15 protein-coding genes are annotated in these 15029 nt (G+C 54.2%); 7 read left to right on the top strand and 8 right to left on the bottom strand.

The window, feature by feature from the left end; all coding sequences use genetic code 11:
• Positions 1-6: 6 nt before the first annotated feature.
• Genes C813_RS42765 through C813_RS42750 form a run of 4 tightly spaced genes read right to left on the bottom strand, consistent with a single transcriptional unit; the run spans position 7 to position 3726 of the window.
• Complete coding sequence (locus C813_RS42765; protein WP_017457801.1) at positions 7-1287, bottom strand: DUF445 domain-containing protein; 1281 nt, start codon at positions 1285-1287, stop codon at positions 7-9.
• Positions 1288-1327: 40 nt separating this feature from the next.
• Positions 1328-1969 (bottom strand): LysE family translocator, encoded by a 642-nt coding sequence (locus tag C813_RS42760; RefSeq protein ID WP_017457802.1) that lies wholly within the window; start codon positions 1967-1969, stop codon positions 1328-1330.
• A gap of 47 nt (positions 1970-2016) precedes the next feature.
• On the bottom strand, positions 2017-2787 hold the full coding sequence (locus C813_RS42755; protein ID WP_017457803.1) for a helix-turn-helix transcriptional regulator: 771 nt from the start codon (positions 2785-2787) through the stop codon (positions 2017-2019).
• A 42-nt stretch (positions 2788-2829) separates the two neighbouring features.
• Entirely contained in the window at positions 2830-3726 is an 897-nt protein-coding gene (locus tag C813_RS42750; protein WP_017457804.1) for a LysR substrate-binding domain-containing protein, read from the bottom strand.
• A 377-nt stretch (positions 3727-4103) separates the two neighbouring features.
• Here C813_RS42750 and C813_RS42745 point away from each other — a divergent pair, with 377 nt between their 5' ends.
• The 3 genes from C813_RS42745 to C813_RS42735 are packed head-to-tail and all read left to right on the top strand — an operon-like array spanning position 4104 to position 6368.
• Complete coding sequence (locus C813_RS42745; RefSeq protein WP_017457805.1) at positions 4104-4787, top strand: nucleoside recognition domain-containing protein; 684 nt, start codon at positions 4104-4106, stop codon at positions 4785-4787.
• Positions 4780-5247, top strand: a complete 468-nt coding sequence (locus tag C813_RS42740) for a YjiG family protein (protein ID WP_017457806.1) — start codon at positions 4780-4782, stop codon at positions 5245-5247. The genes C813_RS42745 and C813_RS42740 overlap by 8 nt, the downstream gene beginning before the upstream one ends.
• A gap of 17 nt (positions 5248-5264) precedes the next feature.
• Positions 5265-6368, top strand: coding sequence for a M20 peptidase aminoacylase family protein (locus tag C813_RS42735; RefSeq protein ID WP_017457807.1), 1104 nt, complete (start codon positions 5265-5267; stop codon positions 6366-6368).
• Between the two features lies 1 nt (position 6369).
• Here C813_RS42735 and C813_RS42730 read toward each other — a convergent pair whose 3' ends face one another.
• A complete protein-coding gene (locus C813_RS42730) occupies positions 6370-6885 on the bottom strand; it encodes a VOC family protein (protein ID WP_017457808.1) in 516 nt (171 codons plus the stop codon).
• Between the two features lie 572 nt (positions 6886-7457).
• Between C813_RS42730 and C813_RS42725 the strand changes: the two genes are divergently transcribed.
• The 3 genes from C813_RS42725 to C813_RS42715 all read left to right on the top strand — a co-directional run bounded on the left by C813_RS42725 (position 7458) and on the right by C813_RS42715 (position 9537).
• Positions 7458-8828: an NAD-dependent succinate-semialdehyde dehydrogenase gene (locus tag C813_RS42725; RefSeq protein ID WP_017457809.1), complete on the top strand. Its 1371-nt coding sequence runs from the start codon at positions 7458-7460 to the stop codon at positions 8826-8828.
• Positions 8829-8963: 135 nt separating this feature from the next.
• A complete protein-coding gene (locus tag C813_RS42720; RefSeq protein WP_017457810.1) occupies positions 8964-9245 on the top strand; it encodes a BrnT family toxin in 282 nt (93 codons plus the stop codon).
• Positions 9232-9537 (top strand): BrnA antitoxin family protein, encoded by a 306-nt coding sequence (locus tag C813_RS42715; RefSeq protein ID WP_017457811.1) that lies wholly within the window; start codon positions 9232-9234, stop codon positions 9535-9537. Before C813_RS42720 ends, C813_RS42715 begins: the two co-directional genes overlap by 14 nt.
• A 28-nt stretch (positions 9538-9565) precedes the next feature.
• Here the strand turns inward: C813_RS42715 and yjiA are convergent, their stop codons facing one another.
• From yjiA to C813_RS42700, 3 genes are read right to left on the bottom strand one after another with little or no spacing between them, the layout of a single operon-like run.
• Positions 9566-10522: a GTPase gene (gene yjiA / locus C813_RS42710; RefSeq protein ID WP_017457812.1), complete on the bottom strand. Its 957-nt coding sequence runs from the start codon at positions 10520-10522 to the stop codon at positions 9566-9568.
• Between the two features lie 10 nt (positions 10523-10532).
• Positions 10533-10736 carry a YbdD/YjiX family protein gene (locus C813_RS42705; RefSeq protein WP_007373011.1) on the bottom strand — a complete coding sequence of 68 codons (204 nt, stop codon included), beginning with the start codon at positions 10734-10736 and terminating at the stop codon, positions 10533-10535.
• Positions 10737-10789: 53 nt separating this feature from the next.
• Positions 10790-12943, bottom strand: coding sequence for a carbon starvation CstA family protein (locus C813_RS42700; RefSeq protein WP_017457813.1), 2154 nt, complete (start codon positions 12941-12943; stop codon positions 10790-10792).
• Between the two features lie 350 nt (positions 12944-13293).
• Here C813_RS42700 and tsr point away from each other — a divergent pair, with 350 nt between their 5' ends.
• Positions 13294-14964, top strand: a complete 1671-nt coding sequence (gene tsr, locus C813_RS42695; RefSeq protein ID WP_017457814.1) for a methyl-accepting chemotaxis protein — start codon at positions 13294-13296, stop codon at positions 14962-14964.
• Positions 14965-15029 lie beyond the last annotated feature (65 nt).

The raw sequence follows: 15029 nt of genomic DNA, 5'->3' as shown, positions 1-15029 counted from the left end.
GGCAAATTAGAAAGCGCTAACGTGCAGCAGCGCGGGCAACTGCGACAGCAAATAGAGGATCAGGCCGATCGTCCCACCGACGAGCGTGCCGTTGATGCGGATAAATTGCAGATCTTTACCGATATTCAGCTCGATTTGCTGCGACATATCCCGCGCGTCCCAGCTTTTCACGGTGTCGCTGATATGGCGGGTGAGAAACGCGGCGAACTCCGGTGCCACGCGGTGAGCGGCTTGTTCCAGATGTTCGTTGAGCGAAGCGCGTAGCGCGCCATCCGCCAGCAGCGTTTCGCCGAACCACAGGCCTGCGTCGGTGATGCGTTTTTGCATCCGCGAATCGTCAGACTGCATATCCGCTTTCATCCAGTTACGCAGATCCGCCCACATTTCGCCGACGTAGCGGTTAAACGTCTCGTCGTTTTTCAAATATTCTTTGATGTTTTCCGCGCGCTCGGCCATTTCCGGATCGCTTTTCAGACTGGCGATCAGCTTCATAGTGGCGCGATCAAAAGCCTGGCGGATCTGATGCGTGCTGTCGGCATTAACATCGTCGAGCAGCGAATTTACTGCCTCGGAAACCCAGTCGGCGCTCTGCTCACCCAGCCATTCGGTGGGCAGGATCTTCGCCTTCATCGGGTGATCGGTTTTCAGCCAGCGCACAATCTGGCGGGCAATAAAATCGCGGCTGCTTTGCCGTTGCAGCAGGGCGATCAATTGCGCAATGACGGTATCCAGCAGCTTTTGGTGGCGATTGTTGCGGGTCAGGCTTTCCAGTAGCAGCGCGCTGGTTTCGGTGAGATCCACTTTGTCGATGGCTTTATGCACCGCGCGGCGTAACAGGCGCTGGATGCGGCTGTCATCGGCCATCTCCAGAAAGCCGCTCATCACCTGCAACAGATGCACCCCCACGCGCTGCGCGTTTTCGGGCTGGCTGAACCAGACGCCAATCATCTGCGCCGGCTGGTGGCGATGAATTAACGCCACCAGCGATTGGGTATCCAGAAATTTTTCCTGCACGAACTGGCCGAGATTGTCGCCAATCCGCTCTTTATTACGCGGGATAATCGCCGTATGGCGGGCAATAAACGGGAACGGCACACGGTGAAACAGCGCGACCACCGCGAACCAGTCCGCCAGCGCGCCGACCATCGCCGCTTCGGCAATGGCTTTCACCCCGCTTACCCAGAAGTTGGGCGGCAGGAACAGTGTGGTGATAAACGTCGCGGCGGCAACCAGCAACAGCGACAGCGCCAGGCGCTTGGCGCGCTTAAGTTCTGCGAATTTATTCATGGTTTAAGCATATAACCCAACGCCGGGTTCTTGCAAAAGGTTAAATCCTAAGCAGATTACGCAGCATGCTCCATAAAATCGACGCCCCAAACACCATTAACACCGCGCCTGCGACGCGCTCGATCCACCATACGCTTTGGCTCAGCCGCAGTTGCACGGCGGGTTGACCAATGAGCCAAACCACGGCTAAATCCCACACGAATACAACCATCACCATCCACGCGCCGCTCACCGACTGCTGGAGCAGCGTGACGTCCGGGCCGAGCAGGGCGGTCATCAGCGCAAGGTAAAACAGCGCGTTTTTGGGATTGAGCAGCGCGGAACCGAGCCCAAGTAAAAACTGTTTTCTCAGGCTTGGGCACGGCTGACGGGTTTCATTGACGCTAAGCGCCTGTGCACGGCTGCGCAGCAAATGCCAGCCAATCCACAGTAAATAGACAGCGCCCAGTAGTTCAATCGCGCTAAAGAGCACTGTGAACGGGTGCAGCGCGCTCGCACCGATAATCACTATCAGAATATAAAAGGCGTTGCCTGCGGCGATGCCCGCGCACAGCCCGGCGCTGCCGCGCAGACGATAGCGGATCGCAAACCCCATTAACAAAAAGAAATCCGGACCGGGGCTGAGCAGGGCGACAAAATGTGCCAGCGCCAGCGCGGGAAACGTGGTGGGAAACAACGCCATAGTGACCTCCACAAAAAAGTGAAGCTCACCTTAGCGGCGCGTCGGCGCTATTTATTGTCGGATATTGATCGGCCAAACGCGTACTGGCGCGGCGTGGCGGCGGTGTAGCTCACAAAGGTTCGGTGAAAATGGCTTTGATCGGCAAACCCGCTCTGGTAGCCGACATCCGCCAGCGTATCGCCCGCACGCAGGCGGCTTTTGGCAAACTCAACGCGCGTGATATTCAAAAAGCTGCCCGGCGTCAGGCCGGTGTCCTGCTTGAAGGTGCGGATTAACGTCTCTTTGCGCAGGGAAAAGGCGCTGGCCAGCACATCAAGCGTTGGCGGTTGCTGCAAATCGTGGGTCAACGCCGCCAGCACCTGCTGGCTTACGGGCCGTAGCGGCGCGCAGTGATCCGCACCGGGAGGTAAAGCGCTGAGAAGGGCATCGAGTGCCGCTGGTAATTGCGGCGAGTCGTCCCGCTCAATCAACGCCACGATACGCAAGTACAACTGAAATAACGAAGGGTCGCGAATGACCTGTTGTTGGCTGTTTTTATGCGGCAGGTAAAGCATATGGTAGCTGCGTGGCTGCCCGGCGAGTGGGTTACAACTGTGGGGCGCGTGCGGTGGAATGACCATCAGATCGCCCGGTTGGAGCAGGTATTCCTGTCCGTTGCAGAGACAGCGGGTTTGCCCGTCGATAATCGCGCCAATGGATAATTCTGCGTGGCTGTGGCTTTTATACGCCTGCTGGCTGCGCCAGGTGCTGCGCAGTTCGACACCCGGTAACGCCAGTGGACGGCAAAATGATTGCTGTATATCGCGCGTCATCGACATGCTATGCCTCATTTGGTTGGCTTTCTGGTATACCACACCCCTTTATTTGTCGCGAAAGGCATTATGCAGAAGCCGCCACATATGGTGGGCGGCTGGTGTAAAGCGCCGATCAGAGTTACGCAGCAGGTGGCACTGAGCACTATTGGCGATGGGATGATCGAGTGGTACGGCAACCAGCGCGCCAAGGCGAATGGGATCGGCGGCAGCATAAGCGGTCATAAACGAGATGCCTAGCCCCGCCTGGCTTAGCCCCATCGCGGTGGAGAATTGGTTACAGCGATACGCCGGATGAAATTGCAAACCCTGGCTTTTGAACATGGCATTCATATGGCGTTGCAGGCCGAAGTTTTCCGTCAGGGCTATTAATGGATAGTCGAGCAGCTCTTCAATGGTGATGCTTTGCCGCTGCGCGATAGGGTGCTGTGGCGAGACGACGGCGCAGATTGGCCCCCACTGAAAGCTGTGGCGCTTGAGTTCCGGCGTACCGATTGGGCCAAAGGCCAGCGCCATATCCGCTTCGCCGCTGACGATATCGTTGAGCATCTCCTGCATGCTACCCACCACAATATCAACAAAAACCTGCGGGTATGATTTGGCAAACTCGCGCATAACCCCTTCGATAAAGGCGGTGATCAGCCCACCGCCAATGCGCACCGAGATTGTTCCGCCGCGCATATGGCGCAGATCTTTTAGCTGGCTTTCCAGCTTTTCACGCCGCTGGCGGCTGGCAAAATAGTCCTCTGCCAGCAGGCGTCCCGCTTCGGTTAACACCACGTTACGCCCGCGCCGCTCCAGCAGCGGGAGTTGCAGTGCGCGCTCCAGTTGCGCGATTTGGCGGCTGACCACGGATGGGTTAACACCAAGGATATCCGCCGCACGACGAATCCCGCCCTGGTTACCCACCTCATACAAATAACCCACCTGTTTGTCCTGGAACATCCGCCACATTCCTTCTCAACTGTTGACCTGAAAGCAACAATAACACCATTAAGCGGATATTTATCATCCGCATTGAATAGTGATAATCAAAATAACCGCCATTTTTTATGAGTGAAAGAAAATGAAAAATTGAGTCTGTCTTTTTGCACCAAAAGGGTGCCCGATAACGGTGAGAAATTATTTTATTAGGAAGTTCTTAATGCTTAATTAAATAATTTTTTAGTTACTTTGCTTTTTATTCTCGGTATTTCGCGGGAAGGTTTTTTATTGCGTAATAATTCGCGGTAAAAGGTTTTTATTTTAGCGTCGGGCTATTCAGGCACGGATCCTGCTTAGTAATGAGCCATTGTCATCTAATTATTTCAAAGAGAGATATTATGAGTGAATCAAAAACGCTGGAGCAACCCGCGAAAGCGCACGCGGAAGAGTGGAAAGTCGGGCCAGGTGCCTGGATCTCGTTGGTGATTGTTCTGCTGGTTTTTTCCGGCTTCTTTTTCAAAGTCGAGGGGATGGCGTGGCTGGGCGCGTTTGACTTCACCACGCTGGGCGGCGCGTTCGGCACCATGAAAACGCCGGAAACCAACACCTTTATCGGCAGCGGCGGCATCAGCGCAAAGGCCGGTTTTCTGTTCGCGCTGTCGCTGGTGCCAACGGTAATGCTGGCTCTGGGGTTGCTGGAGATTTTTACCCACTATGGTGCGATCCGTGCGGCGCATAAATTACTCACGCCATTGCTTAAACCGCTGCTGGGTATTCCGGGCTATACGGGACTGGCGTTGATTACCGACCTGCAAAGCACCGATGCCGGGGCGGCATTAACTAAAGAGTTATACGACAGCGATAAAATTACCCGTAAAGATGTGGTGATTATGGGGTCGTGGCAATATTCCGGCGCGGGCTTAATCAATAACTATTTTTCGATTGGCTCAGCGATGTTCGCGTCATTAACGATCCCGATTATTGTTCCGTTGGTTTTAATGTTTGTCCTTAAATTCGTGGGCGCAGCGGTGGTTCGTCTGGCATTAAATACTGTTTATAAGCGAGATTTCGACAATGAATAATTCCGCAAAAGTCTCTGGTAATCCGTTCGATATTTTCGTTATTGGTGCGCGTAAAGGTTTTAATATCGCCATTAATAATCTGATGCCTAATGTATTAATGGCCTACGTGATCGCCGAAATGCTCAATTTACTCGGCGTGATGCAGATTATCGGCCATCTTTGCGCGCCGTTAATGGGGCTGTTCGGCCTGCCGGGGGAAGCGATTACCGTGTTACTCACCGCCTGGCTTTCGTCTTCAGCGGGAACCGGCGTGGCAGTCAGCCTGCTCAGCAAAGGCCAGCTTGATGTTGGTCAAATCACCATTCTCGCGCCCGCCATCTTTTTAATGGGTTCGCAGCTACAGTATATGGGCCGCCTGTTGGGCGTTGCCGATGTGCCGAAGAAGTACTGGCCGCTACTGATGGCGGTCAGCATTCTCAATGCCGTAATCGCCATGCTGATTATGCGCGTTATTGCCTGAGTACCAAGGAGTAAGACGTGTCACGCACACTTGAGCATTTTAATTACCTGCATCAGATCCCGGAACTCGGGTTCGAAGAGTATAAAACCTCCGCTTATATCGCCGGGGTTCTGGAGGCGGCGGGCTACCAGGTTACGCGCCAGGTCAATAACACGACCGGCATTGTCGCGGTGCTGGACAGCGGTAAACCGGGGCCAGTGCTGGCGCTGCGCGCCGATATGGATGCGCTTGGGCATATCATTGATGGCGAGCATGTCGCGCGCCACACCTGTGGTCATGACGGACACTCCACGGTGGTGCTGACCACGGCGCAGGAAGTCATCGCCGAAGGGGTAGTGAAAAAGGGTAAGTTGAAGTTCATCTTCCAGCCCGCAGAGGAACTGGGTACTGGCGCGATTGCACTGACGGAGGCTGGCGTGCTGGACGATGTTGACATGCTGCTTGGTTTCCACCTGCGCCCGCTGGAAGAGTGCCCGATGGGTCAGGCGGTGCCAGCCATGTATTACTCGGCGTCTGCCACGGTGGAAGTGGTGTTCCACGGCAAAGCGGCGCACGCGGCGCGGCCCCACTTAGGTGTAAACGCGCTGGACGCGGCCGCTCACGCTGTGCAGGCGGTAAACGGCATTCACCTTGCGCCATCGCTCACCTGGAGCGCCAAAGCGACGCGTTTTCTCTGCGACGCCGGGGTGACCAACTCGATTCCGGACAACGCGCTGGTGTGCTGGGATCTGCGTGCGGCGGAAAACGACGCTATGGATGCGCTTAAACCGCAGGTCATTCGCGCCATTGAAAGCAGTGCGGCGGCGTACGGCGCGCGGGCTGAGATCCGCATTCTAAAAGAGATGCCTGCGGCGATCATTGATGACGAGGCAACCGGGGTGGTTTCCCGCGCCATCCGTAGCGTGTTTGGCGATAGCGGGCTGACAGCGGCAAAATCGACACCCGGCAGCGAGGACTTTTTCCATTATCTGCGGCTGCGCCCACAGGTGAAAGGCGGTTTCTGGGGGCTCGGTGCCAACCTGATGCCGGGTCTGCATCACCCGGACATGCACTTTGATCGCGCCGCGCTGGCGCTCGGCGTGAAAGTGTTTAAAGCCTGTGTGCAGGATGTGCTGGGCTGAGTCATGGCTTCCAGCGGCGAAGCGTGGTTTCCTGTTCATAGGGCATTGGCGTGGGCCAGGTAATAAACTCGACGATGCTGCCCCAGGGCGTGCGGCCATAGCAAAAGCAGTTGCCTGCGCCTTTCTCGGTGGGAAAACCTAGCGGTTGCGGCGTGGTAAACACCATGCCGCCCGCAGCTTTAAAGCGTTGCAGCGCAGCATCGATGCCCTCGGTGTAGACCGCAAAATGTTGCAGACCAAAATCGCTGGCCCGCAGCGGCTCGCGCTGTTCTGGCCCGTGCATTTCGAAGAGTTCGATACCGGGGCCGTGCTGAAGTTTGAGCATGCGTATGGATGTGATCGTCGTACCCGGCACGAGGCGCAACGTTTTTTGCTGCGCCTCGCTATCAATATTTTTATCTTCTGGCGCGACGGATTGATAAATCAGCTCTGCGCCCAACGCGTCAATCAGAAAACGGGTTGCCCCTTCAATATCCGGGACGGTGATACCAATATGATCGATGCCGCGAATGCTCATGTTTCCTCCTGTTAATTGCTCTTTTTAAGCATAGAACAGATGTAGGGTGCGTTTTATCTGCCGATTCGGAATAACATCGTGGTGGCGATTATTTATTAATTTTTGACATCGATAAAAATAAACGTCTCATGGTATTTGCCGTGATCGTTATCCATGTTTAATAGTTTGAATAATAGTGCTCAATGTAGTCAGAGTATCAATTAAATACCTCTGGTAGATTATTTTGCAGAGATAATAATAGCCAGGCGTAACATTCATGTTCACCTGCTACGGATGTGCTGGTAACACAATCTCACCGCGCCAGGAGCCCGAGTATAGCTCTAGGGGATAACAATAAAACTCACAGGTAAATAACGCGAGCAATAATGCAATAACTCTCGAAGAAATAAAAGGATAGTGGTCGAATTTTATTATAACTAACACTTCTATTGTTTTAATGCTAATGTCATTTATTAAATTAATATTTATTTTTGTTCTTTGCGTCAGAAAGGTCTGTATATACCCAACTTTACTTTCAGATCCGGTCATTTTTACTACCCTTATTATCCTAAGCGGTAAATAAGGAGACCAATATGGCTTACCAGACAGTGAATCCTTTTAACAACCAACTCGTTAAAGAGTATGCGAACCACAGCGACGCCGATATTGAGGTCGCGCTGCGCCAGGCGGACGCGCTATATCACTCTTCCTGGGCAAAAGGAGATATCGCACAGCGGCTGCCGATACTGCATAGACTCGCCGACTTGCTGGAAAACCAGCAGGAAGACCTGGCGAAAATCGCCAGTCGGGAGATGGGGAAGTTGATTGAGCAGAGCCGCAGCGAAGTGAAGATTTGCGCGCAGATCGCCCGCTACTACGCGGATAACGCGAAACAATTCCTTGCGCCCGTGAAATATGAAACGGCGCTGGGAGAAGCGTGGGTGGAGCATCATCCAATCGGCGTGATTATGGCGGTGGAACCCTGGAATTTCCCTTATTACCAGTTGATGCGTGTACTGGCGCCGAATCTCGCAGCCGGTAACCCGGTTATCTGTAAACATGCCAGCATTGTGCCGCAGTGCGCCGAAACCTTTGCGCAGCTGGTGCGCGAAGCGGGCGCGCCGGAAGGTGCGTGGACGAATCTGTTTATCTCTTCCGATCAGGTTTCCGCGATCATTGCCGATACGCGCGTACAGGGTGCGGCGTTGACCGGATCGGAAAAAGCCGGTAGCGCGGTGGCGGCGCAAGCGGCGAAACACATCAAGAAATCGACGCTGGAACTGGGCGGTAATGACGTATTTATCGTGCTGGACGATGCGGATCTGGAAAAAGCGGTGGAGACGGGCGTGCAAGCGCGTCTGGCGAACGCCGGGCAGGTTTGTACTGCCGCGAAACGTTTTCTTGTCCATCAGGATATTGCCGATCAGTTCCTGCGAAAATTCACCGACGCCTTTAGGCAGGTGAAGCTGGGCGACCCGCTGGATGAAAGCACCACGCTTGGCCCGCTCTCCTCGAAAGAGGCGCTTGATACCCTGAGCCAACAGGTGAGTGAAGCGGTACAAAACGGGGCTAAACTGCACTTTGGTGGCAAACCGGCTAACAGCGAAGGCAACTTCTTCGAACCGACTATTTTGACCCATATCACGCGCGACAACCCGGCCTATTTTGAAGAGTTCTTTGGCCCGGTGGCGCAAATTTATGTGGTGAATAATGATGACGAAGCGGTACGCTTGGCCAATGATTCACACTACGGCCTTGGCGGGGCGATCTTCAGCCGCAATATCCAGCGCGCCAGACAGATGGCTTCACGCATTGAAACCGGCATGGTCTATATCAACTGGCTGACGGATACCGCCGCAGAGTTGCCATTCGGCGGGGTGAAACGCTCCGGGTTTGGCCGCGAGCTGTCTGATTTGGGCATCAAAGAGTTTGTGAATCAGAAACTGGTGGTAGTACGACAGTAATCTTCCCTTATCTCCTTTCCCTTTTTCCTCTCCCACAAGGGAGAGGAAATCCTCCCGGTACGGAATAAAACAGACATTGCATGACAATTTTGTATATACTTTTATGTATGTACACTCAAGGATGAGAAACGTGATATGGAGTTCGAATGGGACGCAACAAAAGCGATTAGCAATCTGCGCAAGCACGGTATCCGCTTTGAAGATGCCGTATTGGTTTTTGATGATCCGCAACATCTGTCGATACAAGACAGGTTTGAAAACGGCGAATATCGTTGGCAAACCCTCGGGCTGGTTCATGGCGTGGTCATTATTTTGGTCGCGCATACTATTCGTTTTGAAAGTGGGCACGAGGTCGTTCGTATTATCAGCGCGCGTAAGGCTGACAGAAAGGAGAGGAGCCGTTATGAGCATGGTTAAACATAAGCAGGGCGAGATGCCTGTGCTCAATAAGCAGCGTGAAGCTGAACTTCAAGCACTGGCAGATAAACCAGACGATGAGATTGATTACAGCGATATTCCTGCGACGGAAGAGGCGCTTTGGGCAGATGCGGTTCGCGGTAAATTTTTCCGCCCTTTAAAAACGCAGGCATCGGTGCGTATTGATGCGGATGTTATGGAATGGCTGAAGCGGCCAGGAAAAGGGTATCAGACCCGGCTCAACGCAATTTTACGCGAAGCGATGATGCGCGATTTGCAAAACAAAAAATGATGAGCAGGCCACCTGCGGGTGGCCTTTGTTATCTCTTCAAACCCGCAAACGCGGCTCTGATCTCGTCTTCTGGTAGCTGTACGCCAATAAATACCAGCGTGCTGTGCGGTGTTTCGTCGCCCCACGGGCGATCCCAGTCGGCGCTGTAAAGGCGCTGCACGCCCTGAAACAGCAGGCGGTTTGGCTCACCGTCGATCCACAACATGCCTTTATAACGCAGCAGTTTGTCGGCAAAGCTCAGCAACAGGTTTTCCATCACGCGGGAGACGTCGCTGATATCTACCGGGTAATCCAGCTCGACCACCAGCGAGTTAATGTCGTTCTGTTTGTCGGCGATAAAATGGAAGCGCGGTTTTGCCGCCACCACGTTCTCTTCCAGCATAAAACCATTGGTATCAAACAACTGCGCCAGCTCGATATCGCCGTGCGTCACGGTGTAAATTGGCGCGCGGGCGTTGATGCGGCTCAGGCGTTCGCGCAGTTTTTCGCACTCGCCTGCGACATCTGTTTTGGTCAGCAGAATACGGTCGGCGTAGCCCACTTGCGACTGTGCCAGCGTGAACTGATTCATCTGCTCATCGGCATGTACCGCATCAACCAGCGCGATGACGCCATCCAGCAGATAGCGCTGGCAGAGGATCTCATGGGAGAAAAAGGTCTGAATAATCGGCCCCGGATCGGCCATGCCGGTGCACTCAATCACCAGCCGATCAAAGGCGATGTCACCGCGATCGAGGCTGTCGAGCAGATCCAGCAAAGCATCTTCCAGTTCATTAGATCGGCTACAGCAAATACAGCCATTGGTGAGGGTTTTGATTTGTGTGGCGCGATCGCCAATCAATTGATCATCAACAGAAACTTCGCCGAACTCATTTTCGATAACGGCAATTTTGTAGCCGTGTTGCTCATTGAGGATATGGCGTAAGAGGGTGGTTTTGCCGGCGCCGAGGAAGCCGGTCAACAGGGTTACTGCAATCGGGGTCATAGATTCTCCTTTAGCAACAGCGGACTCCGCCCTTGCCATCTCCGCCGTAACGCGCTTGCTGGCGTTCGCGGAAGAACTCTTCGTAAGTCATGTATGGCTTATCCGGATGGTTGGTTTTCATATGATCAACGTAGTTGTCATAGTCCGGGATGCCAATCAGCATCTTTGCCGCCTGACCGAGGTACTTTTTTGCTTCGCCTAAGTTACCAAACATGGTTTGTCTCTGTAAAAGTTAGCCCCACTGTCGTGGGGCTAATTGTGACGCAATTAGTGGTGTGAAGAGGTTTTCACACCGCCTTCCGGCACTGGCACATACGGTGTTTCTTTGTCGGTACGCACAGTGTTGTTGCGCACCTGCAGCCAGGTTTTGATGCCGTAGAAGATGATGCTGTACACCACCACCAGGAACAGAATGCTCAACCCTGCGTTGGTGTAGTTGTTCACCACGATATGGTTCATGTTGGCAATCTGCTGCGCGGTCAGATCACCGCCACCAGCGGCAATCTTCTCTTTGTACTGGTTAGCCATATACAGGAAGCCTTCCAGTTGAGGATTGGTGCTGAACAGTTTCAGACCCAGCGCCCAGGTGGTACACAGCAGCAGCCACATGGCAGGAACCACGGTGACCCAGATGTATTTGGTACGCTGCATTTTCACCAGCACCACGGTACCCAGCATCAGCGCGACGGCTGCGAGCATCTGGTTAGAGATACCGAACAACGGCCACAGGCTTTTCACGCCGCCCAGCGGATCAACTACGCCTTGATACAACAGATAACCCCACAGACCCACGCAGCCCGCTGTACCAATGACGCCGGCAACCAGCGAGTCGGTTTTCTTCAGGAACGGCACAAAGTTACCCAGCAAGTCTTGCAGCATAAAGCGGCCCGCACGCGTACCGGCATCCAGCGCGGTAAGGATAAACAGCGCTTCAAACAGAATACCGAAGTGGTACCAGAAGCCCATGTCCGCCATCGGGATAATTTTGTGGAACACATGCGCGATACCGACAGCCAATGTCGGCGCGCCACCGGCGCGGTTCAGTACCGACGGTTCGCCGATATCTTTCGCGGTTTGCAGGATCTGCTCCGGCGAAATCACAAAGCCCCAGGAACTGACGGTCGCCGCTGCGTGCGCGGTGACATCTTTCAGCTGCGCCAGAATCATCGGCGCGTTATCACCACCCAGCTCATGCAGGTTTGGCATGGTAATGCCAAGACCAGCCGGCGGGGTATTCATGGCGAAGTAGAGACCCGGTTCGATAATGGACGCGGCAACCAGCGCCATCACTGCAACGAAGGATTCCATCAGCATTGCGCCGTAACCGATAAAGCGTGCGTCGGTTTCGTTAGCCAGCAGTTTCGGCGTGGTACCGGACGCGATCAGGGCATGGAAGCCAGATACCGCGCCGCAGGCGATGGTAATAAACAGGAACGGGAACAATGCACCTTTCCACAGTGGGCCCGTACCGTCAATGTACTGCGTGACCGCAGGCATTTTCAGTTCCGGGTTGAGGATCACGATGCCCAGCGCCAGACCGACGATCACGCCGATTTTCAGGAAAGTCGCCAGGTAGTCGCGCGGGGCAAGGATCAGCCATACCGGCAGCAGCGCAGAGACAAAGGCGTAACCCACCAGTGCAAAGGTAATGGTGGTGTCTTTAAAGGTCAGCGCTGGTCCCCAGTAAGGATCGTGCGCGATAACGCCGCCAAACCAGATGGACGCCACCAGCAGCACAATACCGATAACTGACACTTCGCCTACACGTCCCGGGCGCAGGAAGCGCATATAAATACCCATAAACAGGGCAATCGGCACGGTGGAGCAGACAGTGAACACACCCCACGGGCTTTCCGCCAGCGCTTTCACCACAATCAGCGCCAGCACCGCGAGGATGATGATCATAATCAGGAAGCAGCCAAACAGCGCGATAGTGCCTGGTACGCGGCCCATCTCTTCTTTCACCATCTCACCGAGAGAGGCGCCGTTACGGCGGGAAGAGATAAACAGCACCATAAAGTCCTGCACCGCACCGGCCAGCACCACGCCCGCCAACAGCCACAGCGTGCCCGGCAGATAACCCATTTGTGCGGCCAATACCGGGCCAACCAGCGGGCCTGCGCCGGCAATTGCGGCAAAGTGGTGACCAAACAGCACGTAGCGGTTGGTCGGCACATAGTTGAGGCCGTCGTTATTGATGACCGCCGGTGTGGAACGGGTTGGATCGAGTTTCATCACCTTCTGGGCGATGTAAAGGCTGTAGTAGCGGTAGGCCACAAGGTAAACGGAAACGGACGCAACCACGATCCACAGCGCGCTGACATGCTCGCCCCGGCGTAGTGCGACGACGGATAAACAAAAAGCACCGATTATCCCGAGGATGGCCCAGGGTATGTGCTTGAGTAGTTTTTTAGTATCCATATTCAGGCCTGGTTTTAGCAGAAATAGTGAATGGAATTTGGAATGGTTCAATTGGCTGAAATGCTGGCATTTATGATGGCAAATTACGCGCGCGAATCGGCAGCGATTTGACTGAGTGGTTGGAAAAAGGCGGTGAGCGGTAACGGATGCGTCATAAGCGGTTTTGAGGGCAGAAAAACGCAGGGGGAACTGTGATGCACGTCACGCTAAACCCTTGTCTGGCAAGGGATGGAGAGAATTTAGCTGGGTTGTAATCCATATATAACTGGCGAAAATATAGCACGTTAAACCATAAAGTTTTCCTATGCCAGGCCGAAAAACTAGTATCGACCTATAGGGAAAGAGAAAACATGTTGACTCGTATTAAACTTGTGACCAGTTTGTTGCTGGTATTGGCATTATTTGGCTTGTTACAACTCACTTCCGGCGGCTTGTTCTTTAACGCGCTGAAACAGGACAAAGAAAACTTCAACGTTTTACAAACCATTCGCCAGCAGCAATCCACGCTGAATGCTAGCTGGGTTGCGCTACTGCAAACCCGTAATACCCTGAACCGCGCGGGTATTCGCTACATGATGGATCAGAACAATATCGGCAGCGGCGCGACCGTTAACGATCTGATGCAGATTGCCAGCACCTCGCTGAAACAGGCGGAAGCGAACTGGAATGCTTACCAGGCGCTGCCGCGCGATCCGCGCCAGAGCGAAGAAGCCGCAGCAGAGATCAAACGTAACTACGATATCTATCACAACGCGCTGGCGGAGCTGATCCAGTTGCTGGGCGCTGGCAAAATCAATGACTTCTTCGACCAGCCGACTCAGAGCTATCAGGATGGTTTTGAGAAACAATACGTTAACTACTTGCAGCAGAACGATAGCCTGTATGAACAAGCGGTTCGCGACAGCGAAAGCTCCTACGGTTCTGCGGTGTGGGTGATTATCACCGTACTGCTCGTGGTACTGGCGGTGATTGTCTGTGTCTGGGTGGGGATCAAAGGGGCGCTGATTAAGCCGCTCAACCATTTGATCGACAACATTCGCCATATTGCCGGTGGCGATCTGGTGCAGCGCATTGAAGTGCAGGGTTCCAATGAAATGGGCGTGCTGGCTGAGAGTCTGCGCCATATGCAAAGCGAACTGGTGCGTACTGTTAGCGATGTGCGTAACGGTGCAAACGCCATTTACAGTGGTGCCAGCGAAATTTCTGTGGGTAACAACGACCTTTCTTCCCGTACGGAACAGCAGGCTGCTTCTCTGGAAGAGACTGCCGCCAGCATGGAAGAGCTGACCGCTACGGTGAAACAGAACGCCGAAAACGCCCGCCAGGCAAGCCACCTGGCGCTGAGCGCGTCTGAAACCGCGCAAAAAGGCGGTAAAGTGGTGGATAACGTGGTGCAGACAATGCGCGACATTACCGCCAGTTCGCAGAAAATCGCTGACATTATCAGCGTGATCGACGGCATTGCCTTCCAGACTAACATCCTGGCGCTTAACGCGGCTGTCGAAGCAGCGCGTGCGGGTGAACAGGGTCGCGGTTTTGCCGTGGTTGCCGGTGAAGTACGTAACCTGGCGCAGCGCAGCGCCCAGGCCGCTCGCGAGATCAAGAGCCTGATTGAAGACTCTGTTGGCCGCGTTGAAGTGGGGTCGACGCTGGTGGAAAGCGCCGGTGAAACCATGGATGAGATCGTCAACGCCGTTACCCGTGTGACCGATATCATGGGCGAAATTGCCTCTGCTTCTGATGAGCAGAGCCGCGGCATTGACCAGGTTGGTCTGGCGGTCTCTGAAATGGATCGCGTTACCCAGCAGAACGCCTCGCTGGTGGAAGAGTCTGCCGCCGCTGCAGCCGCGCTGGAAGAACAAGCCAGCCGCCTGACGCAGGCCGTTTCCGTGTTCCGCATCATGCAGGATCAGCGTAAAAACGCTGGCTCAACGCCAACCAGTTTCGTTAAAGCGGAACCTGCAACCGCCCTGCCGCGTAAAGCCGCGACCGACGCGGGCGAGAACTGGGAAACCTTCTAATCGATATTCGCGCCCTGCCCGTCGGGGCGCATTTTCTCCCGCTTCTCCGTGCTATGCTCATTGCA

It is taken from the genome of Kosakonia sacchari SP1, assembly GCF_000300455.3.
Lineage (GTDB): Bacteria > Pseudomonadota > Gammaproteobacteria > Enterobacterales > Enterobacteriaceae > Kosakonia > Kosakonia sacchari.
Note: the sequence above shows the minus strand (reverse complement) of the source record. Positions and strands in the feature narration are given on the sequence as shown.

Coding starts and splice junctions, on each gene's coding strand:
- C813_RS42765 (WP_017457801.1), bottom strand. CDS start 1,287: ATGAATAAATTCGCAGAACTTAAGCGCGCCAAGCGCCTGGCGCTGTCG.
- C813_RS42760 (WP_017457802.1), bottom strand. CDS start 1,969: ATGGCGTTGTTTCCCACCACGTTTCCCGCGCTGGCGCTGGCACATTTT.
- C813_RS42755 (WP_017457803.1), bottom strand. CDS start 2,787: ATGTCGATGACGCGCGATATACAGCAATCATTTTGCCGTCCACTGGCG.
- C813_RS42750 (WP_017457804.1), bottom strand. CDS start 3,726: ATGTTCCAGGACAAACAGGTGGGTTATTTGTATGAGGTGGGTAACCAG.
- C813_RS42745 (WP_017457805.1), top strand. CDS start 4,104: ATGAGTGAATCAAAAACGCTGGAGCAACCCGCGAAAGCGCACGCGGAA.
- C813_RS42740 (WP_017457806.1), top strand. CDS start 4,780: ATGAATAATTCCGCAAAAGTCTCTGGTAATCCGTTCGATATTTTCGTT.
- C813_RS42730 (WP_017457808.1), bottom strand. CDS start 6,885: ATGAGCATTCGCGGCATCGATCATATTGGTATCACCGTCCCGGATATT.
- C813_RS42725 (WP_017457809.1), top strand. CDS start 7,458: ATGGCTTACCAGACAGTGAATCCTTTTAACAACCAACTCGTTAAAGAG.
- C813_RS42720 (WP_017457810.1), top strand. CDS start 8,964: ATGGAGTTCGAATGGGACGCAACAAAAGCGATTAGCAATCTGCGCAAG.
- C813_RS42715 (WP_017457811.1), top strand. CDS start 9,232: ATGAGCATGGTTAAACATAAGCAGGGCGAGATGCCTGTGCTCAATAAG.
- yjiA (WP_017457812.1), bottom strand. CDS start 10,522: ATGACCCCGATTGCAGTAACCCTGTTGACCGGCTTCCTCGGCGCCGGC.
- C813_RS42705 (WP_007373011.1), bottom strand. CDS start 10,736: ATGTTTGGTAACTTAGGCGAAGCAAAAAAGTACCTCGGTCAGGCGGCA.
- C813_RS42700 (WP_017457813.1), bottom strand. CDS start 12,943: ATGGATACTAAAAAACTACTCAAGCACATACCCTGGGCCATCCTCGGG.
- tsr (WP_017457814.1), top strand. CDS start 13,294: ATGTTGACTCGTATTAAACTTGTGACCAGTTTGTTGCTGGTATTGGCA.